The sequence below is a fragment of the Planococcus sp. APC 3900 genome, assembly GCF_030407735.1.
In the GTDB taxonomy this organism is placed as follows: domain Bacteria; phylum Bacillota; class Bacilli; order Bacillales_A; family Planococcaceae; genus Planococcus; species Planococcus notacanthi.
The window spans coordinates 418,153-432,063 of the sequence record NZ_JASDCT010000003.1 but is presented as its reverse complement, the minus strand read 5'-3'; the positions used below and the strand labels follow the sequence as shown (position 1 = coordinate 432,063).

Sequence of the window (13,911 nt, the reverse complement as noted above, 5' to 3'; positions counted from 1 at the left end):
GAACTAAAAGAGGAGTGAATACTAACATGGCGAAGGGCAAAATTACGATCGTCGGTGGCGGCCTAGCTGGCCTAATGGCAGCAATTAAAGTTGCAGAAGCAGGTTCTTCCGTCGATTTATTTTCAATCGTTCCCGTTAAACGGTCCCACTCAGTATGTGCGCAAGGCGGGATCAACGGAGCGGTTAATACAAAAGGTGAAGGGGATTCCCCGGATATTCACTTTGATGATACTGTATACGGAGGCGACTTCCTTGCGAATCAGCGTCCCGTAAAAGCAATGGCGGATGCAGCACCTGGAATTATCCGGATGTTTGACCGCATGGGCGTTATGTTCAACCGTACGCCGGAAGGCCTTTTGGACTTCCGCCGCTTTGGTGGAACGATGTACCACAGAACAGCATTTGCCGGTGCAACAACTGGCCAGCAATTGCTATACGCATTGGACGAGCAAGTTCGCCGCTACGAAGTGAGCGGACTGATCACGAAATACGAAGGCTGGGAATTCCTGGGTCTTGTTCTTGACGAGCAAGGCGTCGGCAAAGGGATCACAGCTCAAAATATGACGACTATGGAAATCAAATCGTTCCGTGCAGATGCTATCATCATGGCAACTGGCGGACCGGGGATCATTTTCGGGAAATCGACGAACTCTGTCATCAATACAGGTTCAGCGGCTTCTATCGTCTATCAGCAAGGTGCATACTACGCAAACGGCGAATTTATCCAAATTCACCCGACAGCGATTCCAGGAGACGATAAACTGCGCTTAATGTCAGAATCAGCTCGTGGGGAAGGCGGACGTATTTGGACATACAAGGACGGCAAGCCTTGGTATTTCCTTGAAGAAAAATATCCAGCTTACGGAAACCTGGTTCCACGTGATATTGCAACACGTGAAATCTTCGATGTCTGCGTCAACCAAAAACTCGGCATTAATGGCGAGAACATGGTCTACCTGGATCTTTCACACAAAGATCCTAAAGAGCTTGATATCAAACTAGGCGGCATCATTGAGATCTACGAGAAATTCACTGGTGATGACCCTCGCAAAGTACCAATGAAAATCTTCCCGGCTGTCCATTATTCAATGGGTGGATTATGGGTCGATGACCACCAAATGACAAGCATCCCTGGCGTTTTGGCAGCGGGTGAATGTGATTATTCTCAACACGGCGGTAACCGTCTAGGTGCGAACTCATTGCTTTCAGCGATTTACGGCGGTATGGTCGCAGGACCAAACGCTATTGAATATGTAAATGGCCTTGATGTGTTGGCAGAAGATCTTCCTTCGGCTATTTATGAAAAATACGAAGCAGAAGAGCAGCGCAAATGGGAAGAAATCCTTGCATTGAACGGCACAGAAAACGCTTATGTCCTCCACAAAGAGCTTGGCGAATGGATGACGGACAATGTAACAGTAGTACGCTACAATGATCGTTTGCAGAAGACGGATGAAAAACTCCAGGAACTGCTTGAACGTTTCAACCATATCAATATTACTGATACACAGCTTTGGAGCAACCAAGGCGCAATGTTTACACGCCAGTTGCGAAATATGCTACATTTAGCACGAGTGATCACAATCGGAGCGCTTAACCGTAACGAAAGCCGCGGAGCTCACTACAAACCGGAATTCCCGGATCGTAATGACGAAGAATTCCTTAAAACGACTATGGCTAAATTTAATGGCAATGATGCACCTATCTTCCACTATGAAGAAGTCGATACATCGTTGATTCCACCGCGCAAACGTGATTACTCAGCAAAAGCATAATCTAGAAGGGAGCTAATTTACCATGGGTGAAGCAGCAAAGACGGTTATATTTGAAATCGAACGCCGAAACTCTACGGATGAGAATTCGTATTGGGAAAAGTTCGAATTGCCATATAAAGCGAATATGAATGTCATCTCGGCATTGATGGAAATTCGCCGTAACCCTGTCAACATGGAAGGGAAGAAAACCACTCCTGTAAACTGGGACATGAACTGTCTGGAAGAGGTTTGTGGAGCATGTTCGATGGTCATCAATGGCAAAGCGCGTCAATCGTGTACTGCTTTAGTTGACCAATTGGAACAGCCAATCCGCCTTCAGCCGATGAAGACATTCCCTGTTGTCCGTGACCTTGTCATTGACCGCAGCCGGATGTTCGATTCGTTGAAGAAAGTTAAAGCATGGGTGCCGATTGATGGTACGCATGACCTTGGAGACGGACCACGTATGCCTGAGCGCAAGCGCCAATGGGCTTACGAATTGTCTAAATGTATGACTTGCGGCGTATGTCTTGAAGCATGCCCGAACGTCAACGATAAATCTGATTTCATCGGAGCTGCCCCACTTTCACAAGTTCGCTTGATGAACGCGCATCCAACTGGTTCTATGAACCGCGATGCACGTTTGAATGCGATCATGGGTGAAGGCGGACTTGCAAGCTGCGGTAACTCTCAAAACTGTGTGGAGTCTTGTCCAAAAGGAATTCCTTTGACAACTTCAATCGCAGCGTTGAACCGCGACACGACTGTTCAAATGTTCCGGAACTTCTTCGGAAGCGACAGAATGGTTGACTAGTATCCACTAAAACCCCGCTGCGGCGGGGTTTTTATTTTGTCCTGTTTAGAAAATGCCTGCTCTTTTCTCAAGTTTTTGATATACTAGGAAAATGAAGAAGTTGAGCCAGTGGAGGTTTTTTCGATGAAAGCAAATTATATTGAGAATTTCAATGAGTGGAGCCGGGAATTTTCCTTTTCCGCTCCGGTGCAAGTGCGGTTTTCTGAAACCGATATGTTCGGTCATGTGAACAATACGGTACCGATCGCTTATTTTGAATTTGCACGGATTGAATTCATGAAAGAGATGGGTTTGATGCAGCGCTGGTTGGAAGCTGGCAATGAATTATTTCCTGTCGTCGCGGATATGCAAGTGGATTTTGTGCAGCAAGTCTTTTTTGATGAAAAATTGAGTGTCTACGTCAAAATCGCGCGTGTCGGAACTTCTTCGGCAGATGTCCATTATTGGACGGTCAACGAAAAAGAGGAAACATGTTTCACTGGGAGAGGGACGATCGTCCAGATTTCGAAAAAGACTGGAAAAGGCCATCCTTGGTCCGAGCAAGACATCGAATTGCTGCGTGCCGAACAGTTGGCGACCGTTAAAAAATAAGTGAGTTCTTGCTATATCAATAAAAAACCTTCACTATAAGAAGAAGATGGTTTTTCAAGGAGTTGTAATTATTAATGAATGATGACAAGCAAGGCATCAGCCATGATTCAGAACGTATCGCATTCATGGAAAAGGAACTGCGTTACATTTCAGGGATCATTAAGCAAAAAGGCCGGGAGATTCTGAATTCCTATACGATTACACCACCTCAATTCGTTGCATTGCAATGGCTGTTTGAACATGGCGACATGACCATCGGCGATTTGTCGAACAAGATGTATTTAGCGTTCAGCACAACGACGGATCTGGTCGATCGCATGGAAAAGAACGAACTCGTTGTCCGTATCCGTGAAGAACAGGATCGCCGTGTCGTGCGGATCAAATTATTAAAAGAAGGCGAGCGGGTCATTGAAGAAGTGATTCAAAAGCGCCAGGAATATTTGAAAACGGTATTAGCGGATTTCACAGTAGACGAAGCGGAACAATTTGCAGCTTTGCTTGAGAAACTGCATACAAACATGAAATAGGATAGAGGCGATGACGTTGAATGCGCCAATCGGAGTAATTGATTCAGGAGTCGGTGGACTTACCGTCGCAAAGGAAATAATGAAACTATTGCCGAATGAGCAAATTTACTATATCGGTGATAATGCCAGGTGCCCTTATGGCCCGCGTCCGCTTTCGGAAGTACGGACCTATACGTGGCAAATGGCTAATGCATTGATGAAAAAGAATATAAAAATGCTGGTCATCGCTTGCAATACCGCAACAGCAGCAGCGCTGTATTCTCTTCAGAAACACTTGCCGATCCCTGTAATCGGTGTAATCTTTCCTGGAGCCAGAGCTGCAATCAAATCATCAACAACAAAAAACATTGCCGTTTTGGGCACTTTAGGGACAGTGCAAAGCGGAGCCTACGAGAAAGCAATCTTGTCTCTCGTTTCTGCTTCCCACGTCGTGCAGCTGGCATGCCCGCGTTTCGTTCCTTTGGTTGAAAGTGATGAATACGAAGGTGAATTCGCTCACCGCATTGTCCAGGATACGTTAGCGACAATTGCCCATGAAGAATTCGATACCGCCATTTTAGGCTGTACCCATTATCCGTTGCTGCAGGGCTTTATTGAAGAAGTTCTTGGTGATACGGTCCATGTGTTGTCTTCAGCAGAAGAGACAGCAAAGGATGTAGAACGTTACTTGAGCTATAAAGATCAATTCGCAGAATGGAAGCAGCCGCCGGTGCATCGTTTTTATACATCAGGCTCTACACAGATTTTCGGTTCCATCATCCAGAAATGGCTGGGGATTGAGGAACCGCTGATCCATTCGATTCGCTTTCCCAAAACCTGATGGCTTCCGGCTGTCAGGTTTTTGTTGTTGTCAGGGAAATATGGTAAGCTATTTGAGCATATATGAGGAGGATTTTTATGACACGCATAGATAATAGACAAACAAACGAACTGCGTCCCGTATCAGTGGACGTCGACTACTTGATTCATCCGGAAGGTTCGGTTCTGATTACTGTTGGACAGACAAAAGTCATTTGTACAGCGACGATTGAAGATAAAGTACCCGGTTTTTTACGCGGGCAAGGCAAAGGCTGGATTACTGCTGAGTACTCCATGTTGCCGCGCGCTACCAACAGCCGGAACCGCCGCGAAGCTTCAGCCGGCAAAATTGGCGGACGCACAATGGAGATCCAACGCCTAATTGGCCGTGCATTGCGTGCTGTAGTCGACCTGGAGAAGCTGGGTGAGCGTACTTTATGGATTGACTGCGACGTGATCCAGGCAGACGGTGGAACGCGCACAGCATCCATTACAGGCGCTTTTATCGCGATGACAATGGCCATCAGCAAATTAGAATTGCCGGCATTCCCGGTAACGGATTTTCTTGCAGCGACAAGTGTTGGCGTTTCTGCTGAAAATGGGCCGATCCTTGACTTGAATTACGTTGAAGATTCAAGTGCGGAAGTTGATATGAACTTGGTGATGACCGGTGCAGGCCATTTTGTGGAATTGCAGGGAACAGGCGAAGAATCCACTTTCACACGTGCCCAATTGAATGAGTTATTGGATCTTGGAGAAGTGGGAATCAGCCAATTGATTGCCATGCAGCGTGAGGCACTGGGTGAAATCGCTTTGCGTGTTGGTGAAAAGGTGCCGGCAGAACTATGAAAAAAATTGTAATCGCAACTCAAAACAAAGGCAAAGCCAAAGATTTCGAAACCATGCTGTCTCCACTCGGCTATGAAGTGCTGACTTTGCGGGACGTGGCAGAGGATATGGACGTGGAAGAAACAGGCGTGACATTTGAAGAAAATGCTATTTTGAAAGCTGAAGCTGTAGCGGATGCGCTTGGCATCCCGGTTATATCAGATGACAGTGGATTGGAAATTGACGCGTTGAACGGGGAACCGGGGGTCTACTCAGCGCGCTATGCAGGCCTCGCTAAGAGCGATGACGCAAATATCGACAAAGTGCTCGAGAAATTGAGTGGCGTGCCGGACAGCGAGCGTACAGCGCGTTTTCGGTGTGTGTTGGCTGTCGCAGCTCCTGGTCAGAAGACCGAAACCTTTTCGGGGTCATGCGAAGGAATGATCCTTCATGAGCGCCGAGGCAATCATGGTTTTGGCTACGATCCGATTTTCTTCGTGCCTGAACAGGATAAAGCAATGGCTGAACTTGAGCCTCATGAAAAAGCAGCGATCTCTCACAGAGGAAATGCTTTGCGCAAGTTGCAGGAAAGCCTGCCGACATGGATGAATAAACAAGAATAAATGCCTGTAAATTAATTTTAATGTTTTTTTAAAATAGCATTGACTTTTATTCAAATCATTTCTATAATTAAAATTGTCTTTCGTTAGAAAAGCGAAGCCGCCCGCATCAGCAGGCGCCACAGTCTGGACTCTAAGAAAGCTTTGGTCTCAGTAGCTCAGCTGGATAGAGCAACGCCCTTCTAAGGCGTCGGTCGGGGGTTCGAATCCCTCCTGGGACATTATAGGAATGTACATAGTACACGAAAGAAACCTCCTCATCGTTCATGGAACGGCGGGGAGGTTTCTTTGTGCATGCAACAGGTGATTTTTCATCTCTGAACTACCGGCTTCTATATGGCTTTTTATATTCGCTTTTGGCGTGAATTTTAAGGAGAGTGAAACTAAATCCTGCTTAAGACGTAATACTTATAAGGAGGTTTTTTTATGCCAGTATGTGAAAGGTGCGGAACTCAATGGACTTGGAAGCAGTCGATCATGGCCTCCTGGAAAATCCATGGCCCCATGCGCTGTCCGAATTGCAAGGACAGTCAATATGCAACACCAAAATCTCGGCAACGAATGACGCTGATCAATTGGATGATTCTTTTGCCTTTGCCATTTGCAATAATTTTGGATTTACCATTGATTTATACAGTCGGCATGATGATTGTACTGTTTGCGATTGGCCTGTCCCTGATTCCAAAATTTCTGGAACTGACCAGCGAACAGAAAGCTTTGTGGTGATGGGCAATCATTATTCCAACAATAAGGTTTTTATTTTCGCTCTAACGGGAATATGATATGATTATGAGATACAAAAGAGGTGGTAGGATGCGGAAGAAATATCGCGATTTAAAGCGCAAGGGGAATGTCATTGTTTTTCCGACGACCGTAACACGTTTGTTGTCTGAAGGAATGACCTATTTAAAAGAAGAAAAGTACGAAGATGCCCGTGACAGTCTATATCAAGTTTTGTCATATGAACCTGAACACGCAGCAGCCCTCGGCGGTTATGCCTATTGCCTCTATGAGCTTGGGGAATTCCAGGAAGCGCTAGAAGTGTGCCGTGAATTATTGAAGATCGGACCGATTCATTACCTGGAAACGATGGAATTATACATAAGTATTTTGATGCAAGTCCGCGAATTTGAAGAAGCGGAAAAAATGATTGAAGCTCTAATAGAAGAAAAAGTGTTGCCGGAAGAACGGCTGGAACAATTCCAGCAATTGCGTGACTTGAACGAACGCATTGCAGCAAATGCGGCATCTGAAAAAGTGGATGCTTCGAAGTACGCCATCGATACATTTTTGGCGCTTCACCCTGCGGAACAAGAGCAATTGATTCTGGATTTGCCGACGACTTCCTATCAGGCTTTGAAGAAGAAGCTGATTGCGATCATCGAACATCCGGAAGCCGATCTCTTGACGAAGACATACATATTATTCATGCTGTTCCAGGAAAAGATCGATGCGGAAGTTTCCGTCCGAAAATTTCATTACCAAGGCACATTCAGCATCAATGAATTGCCGGATCCGGTGAACAACAGCCGAATCCGGAAAATCACCGCTATCATCGACAACGAGCTGGCGAAGGATCCGACTCGTCTAGAGATGGTCAAAGAACTGTTTGAACGGCATATTTATCTATTGTATCCGTTCATCTGGGATGACTATAATGAAGAAGACGTGGCGCAGGGGTATATGGATTACACAGAAGGGCTGTTCAGCGGAATGACTTCATTCAGTGAAGACGAAAAGCTGCTCGAGCTGATTCAGCAGGCCGAACTTTGGTTCGAAATGCGCAATGGGTAGAAATAGTTGAACCTGTCGGCATGTGTGCTATAATATTGAAGTTGTCAAAATTCGTATAAAACGTAAAATGACTTTGTAGAAAATGTTTGGAGGGCTTATAATATGTCAGCAAAATGGGAAAAACAAGAAGGTAACACAGGGGTTCTTACAGTTGAAGTTCCTGCAGAAGAAGTAAACGCCGGTCTTGATAAAGCGTTTAAGAAAGTTGTTAAAGAAATTAACGTACCAGGTTTCCGTAAAGGAAAAATGCCTCGTCAAATGTTCGAAAAACGTTTTGGCGTAGAATCACTTTACCAGGACGCTTTGGATTTCATCTTGCCTGACGCTTACGCGAATGCAGTTGAAGAAGCAGGAATCAACCCGGTTGACCGTCCTGAAATCGACATTGAAACAATCGAAAAAGGCCAGCCTCTTGTATTTACAGCGAAAGTGATTGTAAAACCAGAAGTTGAGCTTGGCGAATACAAAGGTCTTGAAGCATCGAAACCTGATACTGAAGTGACTGACGAAGACATCGAAAACCAGTTGAAAGAAAACCAGGAGCGTATGGCTGAGTTGACTGTTAAAGAAGACGAAGCAATCGTTGAAGGCGATACAGCTGTTATCGATTTCGAAGGATTTGTTGATGGAGAAGCTTTTGAAGGCGGCCAAGGAAATGATTATTCCCTTGAAATCGGATCAAACTCTTTCATCCCTGGATTTGAAGAGCAATTGGTAGGCGTTAAAGCTGGAGAAGAAAAAGACGTTGAAGTCACTTTCCCAGAAGAATACCACGCTGCTGAACTTGCAGGCAAAGCTGCAACATTCAAAGTGAAAGTAAACGAAGTTAAAGGCAAGGAACTTCCAGAGTTGAACGACGAGTTCGCTAAAGAAATCGACCCTGAAGTGGAAAGCCTTGAAGCGCTTCGCACGAAAATGAAAGAAAGCCTGATTGCTGAGAAGAAATCTGCTGCTGATGCAACGCTTCGCGACGAATTGGTTCAAAAAGCTGCTGAAAACGCAACAATCGATATTCCTCATGCAATGATCCACACAGAAATGGACCGTATGATGAGTGATTTCGAACAACGTTTGACTCAACAAGGCATGAACCTTGAATTATACTTCCAGTTCTCTGGGCAAGACGAAGCTGCACTTCGTGAGCAAATGCACGGTGATGCTGAAACACGCGTACGCGTTTCATTGACACTTGAAGCTATTGCTGAAGCTGAAAACATGCAAGTTACTTCAGAAGACATCGACAAAGAGCTTGAAAAAATGGCTGGTCAATTCAACATGGACATTGAACAGATCAAAACAGCTCTAGGTGGAACTGAAATGCTTGAGAACGATATCCGCATGCAGAACACAGTTGAGTTCCTAGTGGACAACGCTAAAATCGCTGAATAACACATAAGCAACATATAAAGAATTAGGAAACAAGGTGCGGAGACGCACCTTGTTTTCCACTACATAGAACACTGGAATTATACTTAGGATGCCAAGAAATTGACTGTGAATCTAATTAGTTGCTACAATTACGATAATCTTGTAAGATAATGGCTTGAATAGGGGTGAATACATTGTTCAAATTCAATGACGAGAAAGAGCATTTAAAATGTTCATTTTGTGGTAAACCACAGGAGCAAGTTCGTAAACTGGTCGCAGGACCAGGTGTTTATATTTGTGACGAATGTATTGAGCTTTGTACGGAAATCGTAGAAGAAGAGCTTGGTACAGACGAAGAAGTAGAATTCAAAGAAGTGCCTAAGCCAAAAGAAATTCTGGATATTTTAAATGGCTATGTCATCGGCCAGGAAAAAGCGAAGAAATCGTTGGCTGTAGCAGTTTATAACCACTACAAACGCGTCAACTCAAACAGCAAAATCGATGATGTCGAGTTGTCGAAATCTAATATTGTCTTGATCGGACCAACAGGAAGCGGGAAAACCTTGCTTGCACAAACTTTGGCCCGTATTCTGAATGTGCCGTTTGCGATTGCAGACGCAACTTCATTGACTGAAGCTGGTTATGTCGGAGAAGACGTAGAAAACATTCTACTAAAGCTGATCCAAGCTGCAGACTATGATGTGGAGCGCGCAGAAAAAGGAATCATCTATATTGATGAGATCGACAAAGTGGCACGCAAATCCGAAAACCCATCGATTACACGCGATGTTTCCGGTGAAGGCGTACAGCAGGCCCTTCTGAAGATTTTGGAAGGAACCACTGCAAGTGTTCCACCTCAGGGCGGACGCAAGCATCCACATCAGGAATTCATCCAAATCGATACGACGAACGTTCTGTTCATCGTAGGCGGTGCTTTCGATGGAGTAGACCAAATCATCAAACGCCGTCTCGGCAATAAAATCATCGGTTTCGGTGCAGATCCGAACAAGGAAGAATTGGATGAGAAATCATTGCTTAGCCAATTGATTCCGGAAGATCTGTTGAAATTTGGTTTGATTCCAGAGTTCATCGGCCGTTTGCCTGTATTGGCAAGCCTTGAGCAATTGGATGAAAAAGCTTTGGTTGAAATCTTGACTGAACCGAAGAATGCATTGATCAAGCAATATCAGAAGATGATGGAACTTGATGGCGTTAAATTGACTTTCGAGCCTGGTGCACTTGTTGAAATTGCGAAATTGGCAATTGAACGCAAAACCGGTGCCCGTGGACTTCGTTCAATTATCGAGAATATCATGCTTGAAGTGATGTTTGACCTGCCTTCACGTGAAGACATCGTTGAATGTGTCATCACAAAAGAAACTGTTGCGGATAGCGTACAGCCTAAACTGATTTTGGAAGATGGCTCCGTATTCGTCAACGACAATAATGAGAAAACATCCGCGTAAAATGAGTGGAACTTCACGCAGTGGAAAAGTCTCACTGAGTGGCAGTTGAACCAATCAAAAGGATGATACGGGCTGACTCTGATCGTGCGCATCCGCGCATTTCGGAGTTGGCCCGTTTTTATTAGAAAAGCGGAAGCACCTGTCAAGGCTGCGATATGTCTTATAACCTTAAAACTTACTTACGATTGTTTCTTGTTGAAAATATTCCCGGAGGTGACTTCCCAGATGGCGAAGAAAAAAGTGACGAAAAGTGTGCCATTACTGCCATTGCGCGGACTTCTTGTATTCCCGACGATGGTATTGCATATAGATGTAGGCCGTGAGCGTTCGGTGGCTGCATTGGAACAGGCATTGCTGGATGACAACATCATCTTTTTGGCAACTCAAAAAGACATGAGTACAGAGCAGCCGGAGAAAGACGATCTCCACAAAATCGGTACGCTGGCATATGTCAAGCAGATGCTGAAATTGCCGAATGGCACAATCCGTGTACTGGTTGAAGGTTTGGAACGCGGACAAATGAAGAACTACGAGGAAGGGGAGGACTTCACGATTGTTGAAGTGACTTCTTTCCCGGACGAAACAGAAAGAGATGCAGAACAAGACGCCCTAATGCGTTTGTTGCTTGAGCATTTTGAGAACTACGCGAAGAGCTCGAAAAAAGTCAGCACAGAAACGTATAATACCGTTGCTGATATTGAAGAGCCTGGCCGCTTGGCGGATATGGTCGCTTCCCATCTTTCGATGAAAGTGGCTGCCAAGCAGGAAGTTTTGGAAACATTCGATATCAGCAAACGCTTAGAGCTTTTGATTACCCGTCTCCATAGTGAACAGGAAGTCGTAGATCTGGAAAAACGGATCAACCTTCGTGTGAAAAAAGCGATGGAGCAGACGCAAAAAGAATTTTATTTGCGCGAGCAGATGAAAGCGATCCAAACGGAACTTGGCGACAAAGACGGCAAATCAGCTGAAGTGGTCGATCTGAAAAAACGGATCGAAGAAGCGAAAATGCCGGAATCTACTCAAAAAGTGGCTTTCAAAGAACTGGACCGTTACGAGAAACTTCCTTCTGCAGCTGCAGAAAGCGGCATTATCCGCAATTATATCGAGTGGTTGGTAACGATTCCGTGGTCGGAAGCGACAGATGATCGTCTGGATATCAAATACGCAGAAGAAGTGTTGGACCGTGACCATGATGGACTAGAAAGCGTCAAAGAACGCGTACTGGAATACTTGGCTGTCCAGCAGATGACCAATTCATTGCGTGGCCCAATTCTTTGTCTGGTCGGACCTCCGGGTGTCGGGAAAACGTCCTTGGCGAAATCGATCGCCGAATCCCTGGACCGCAAATTTGTCCGCGTTTCACTTGGCGGCGTCCGCGATGAATCGGAAATCCGAGGCCATCGCCGGACGTATGTCGGTGCGATGCCAGGCCGTATCATACAAGGAATGAAAAAAGCGGGAACCGTTAACCCGGTCTTCCTGTTGGATGAAATCGATAAGATGTCGAATGATTTCCGCGGCGATCCATCTTCGGCGATGCTGGAAGTATTGGATCCAGAACAGAATAATTCGTTCAGTGACCATTACATTGAAGAAACGTATGATCTTTCCAATGTGCTTTTCATCGCGACAGCCAATGATTTAGGATCAATTCCTGGACCGCTGCGTGACCGTATGGAAGTCATTTCAATTGCGGGCTACACAGAAGTCGAAAAACAAATGATCGCTAAAAACCATTTGGCGCCGAAGCAATTGAAAGAACATGGTTTGACGGAAGAACAGTTGCAGTTTGATGACGAAGCCTTGCTTAATATCGTCCGCTATTATACGCGCGAAGCGGGTGTCCGTGGACTGGAACGCCAAATCGCTTCAATCTGCCGCAAAGTAACCAAGCAAATTGTCTCAAAAGAGAAAGACCAAGTGAAAGTCGGCGCAGAAGAAGTGGAATCGTACCTTGGAAAACGCAAATTCCGTTACGGCATGGCTGAAACGGAAAACCAAATCGGCGTGGCAACTGGCCTTGCCTATACCACAGTCGGCGGAGATACACTTCAAATCGAAGTTTCGCTGTCGGCCGGCAAAGGCAAATTGCAGTTGACCGGTAAACTGGGAGACGTCATGAAGGAATCTGCACAAACGGCATTGTCGTTTGTCCGTGCCCGTGCTGAATCTCTGGGGATCGATCCGAATTTCCATGAATCGCACGATATCCATATCCACGTTCCAGAAGGCGCTGTTCCAAAAGACGGCCCTTCAGCGGGGATTACCATCGCGACAGCTTTGGTATCTGCTTTAACGAAACGTCCGATCCGCCGTGAAGTCGGCATGACGGGTGAAATCACCTTGCGCGGACGCGTTCTGCCAATCGGCGGAATCAAGGAAAAAACCTTGAGTGCGCACCGTGCTGGATTGAAAACCATCATCTTGCCGCTTGATAACGAGCGTGACCTGGAAGATATACCAGAAACAATCCGTGAAGAGTTGACCTTTAAACTGGTTTCTCAAGCGGATGAGGCATTGGAAATTGCCTTAGAAGGAGAAAATGAATGAAAGTTAATCATGTAGAACTAGTCATCAGTGCCGTCCGTCCGGATCAATATCCGGAAGACGGTTTACCGGAATTCGCTTTAGCCGGACGTTCAAACGTCGGGAAATCGTCTTTCATCAACAAAATGATCGGGCGCAAAAGCATGGCGCGCATCTCATCTAAACCCGGCAAGACACAGACCTTGAACTTCTATAAAATTGAAGAAAAGCTGTTCTATGTCGATGTTCCCGGATACGGCTATGCCAAAGTATCAAAAAGCGAACGGGAAGCATGGGGCAAGATGATTGAAAGGTACATCACAGACCGCGAACCATTGCGTGCTGTGATCCAAATCGTCGACTTGCGCCATCCGCCAAGCAGAGACGATATCGCGATGTATGATTTCATGAAGCATTACGGCATTCCATGCATCATTATCGCGACCAAAGCGGATAAAATTCCAAAAGGCAAATGGGACAAGCACAAGAAAATTGTGCGCACCACATTGGATATGGATAAAACCGATCCATTGATCATTTTTTCGTCTGAAACCGGTCTCGGCAAAGACGAAGCCTGGAAAGAAATCGAAAGCAGAATGCAATAAATTCAAGCGCAGCCTCCGGGCTGTGCTTTTTTTATTGGAAATAGCTCCTTCTTCCATAGATTTCCCTTTGCCTAACTTCTCTTCAATCACCCGCCTGAAGCGAATCCATCTCTCGCGATAGTTTGAGTTGACAGGTAATTCCGACTAAGAGCGTTATACTTGTAGACGTCAGACACCTTTGCTACTATTAATTTATAATAATTATAAATAAGGACTA

General features: G+C 45.5%; 13 protein-coding genes and 1 tRNA gene. All 14 read left to right on the top strand.

Annotated features, from left to right (window positions below):
- The first annotated feature begins 26 nt into the window (after positions 1-26).
- The gene (gene sdhA, locus QMA04_RS08990; RefSeq protein WP_191716001.1) at positions 27-1,775 is read left to right on the top strand and encodes a succinate dehydrogenase flavoprotein subunit; all 1,749 of its coding nucleotides are present in this window, start codon (positions 27-29) and stop codon (positions 1,773-1,775) included.
- Between the two features lie 22 nt (positions 1,776-1,797).
- Positions 1,798-2,568: a succinate dehydrogenase iron-sulfur subunit gene (gene sdhB / locus QMA04_RS08985; protein ID WP_290185214.1), complete on the top strand. Its 771-nt coding sequence runs from the start codon at positions 1,798-1,800 to the stop codon at positions 2,566-2,568.
- 123 nt (positions 2,569-2,691) lie between these two features.
- On the top strand, positions 2,692-3,159 hold the full coding sequence (locus QMA04_RS08980; protein WP_191715999.1) for an acyl-CoA thioesterase: 468 nt from the start codon (positions 2,692-2,694) through the stop codon (positions 3,157-3,159).
- Positions 3,160-3,233: 74 nt separating this feature from the next.
- Positions 3,234-3,686, top strand: a complete 453-nt coding sequence (locus QMA04_RS08975) for a MarR family winged helix-turn-helix transcriptional regulator (protein WP_191715998.1) — start codon at positions 3,234-3,236, stop codon at positions 3,684-3,686.
- Between the two features lie 16 nt (positions 3,687-3,702).
- The gene (racE, locus tag QMA04_RS08970; protein ID WP_191716075.1) at positions 3,703-4,506 is read left to right on the top strand and encodes a glutamate racemase; all 804 of its coding nucleotides are present in this window, start codon (positions 3,703-3,705) and stop codon (positions 4,504-4,506) included.
- Positions 4,507-4,583: 77 nt separating this feature from the next.
- A complete protein-coding gene (rph, locus tag QMA04_RS08965) occupies positions 4,584-5,333 on the top strand; it encodes a ribonuclease PH (RefSeq protein WP_290185211.1) in 750 nt (249 codons plus the stop codon).
- Positions 5,330-5,935 (top strand): XTP/dITP diphosphatase, encoded by a 606-nt coding sequence (locus tag QMA04_RS08960; RefSeq protein WP_290185209.1) that lies wholly within the window; start codon positions 5,330-5,332, stop codon positions 5,933-5,935. The genes rph and QMA04_RS08960 overlap by 4 nt, the downstream gene beginning before the upstream one ends.
- A 144-nt stretch (positions 5,936-6,079) precedes the next feature.
- Positions 6,080-6,153 (top strand) — tRNA-Arg (locus QMA04_RS08955).
- 205 nt (positions 6,154-6,358) lie between these two features.
- Entirely contained in the window at positions 6,359-6,658 is a 300-nt protein-coding gene (locus QMA04_RS08950) for a TIGR04104 family putative zinc finger protein (protein ID WP_290185207.1), read from the top strand.
- An 87-nt stretch (positions 6,659-6,745) separates the two neighbouring features.
- The gene (locus QMA04_RS08945) at positions 6,746-7,726 is read left to right on the top strand and encodes a tetratricopeptide repeat protein (RefSeq protein ID WP_191715994.1); all 981 of its coding nucleotides are present in this window, start codon (positions 6,746-6,748) and stop codon (positions 7,724-7,726) included.
- 102 nt (positions 7,727-7,828) lie between these two features.
- On the top strand, positions 7,829-9,115 hold the full coding sequence (gene tig / locus QMA04_RS08940; RefSeq protein WP_191715993.1) for a trigger factor: 1,287 nt from the start codon (positions 7,829-7,831) through the stop codon (positions 9,113-9,115).
- A gap of 173 nt (positions 9,116-9,288) precedes the next feature.
- Positions 9,289-10,560, top strand: a complete 1,272-nt coding sequence (gene clpX, locus QMA04_RS08935) for an ATP-dependent protease ATP-binding subunit ClpX (protein ID WP_191715992.1) — start codon at positions 9,289-9,291, stop codon at positions 10,558-10,560.
- Between the two features lie 225 nt (positions 10,561-10,785).
- Positions 10,786-13,113, top strand: a complete 2,328-nt coding sequence (lon, locus tag QMA04_RS08930; RefSeq protein ID WP_290185204.1) for an endopeptidase La — start codon at positions 10,786-10,788, stop codon at positions 13,111-13,113.
- The gene (gene yihA / locus QMA04_RS08925; protein WP_191715990.1) at positions 13,110-13,694 is read left to right on the top strand and encodes a ribosome biogenesis GTP-binding protein YihA/YsxC; all 585 of its coding nucleotides are present in this window, start codon (positions 13,110-13,112) and stop codon (positions 13,692-13,694) included. Before lon ends, yihA begins: the two co-directional genes overlap by 4 nt.
- Positions 13,695-13,911 lie beyond the last annotated feature (217 nt).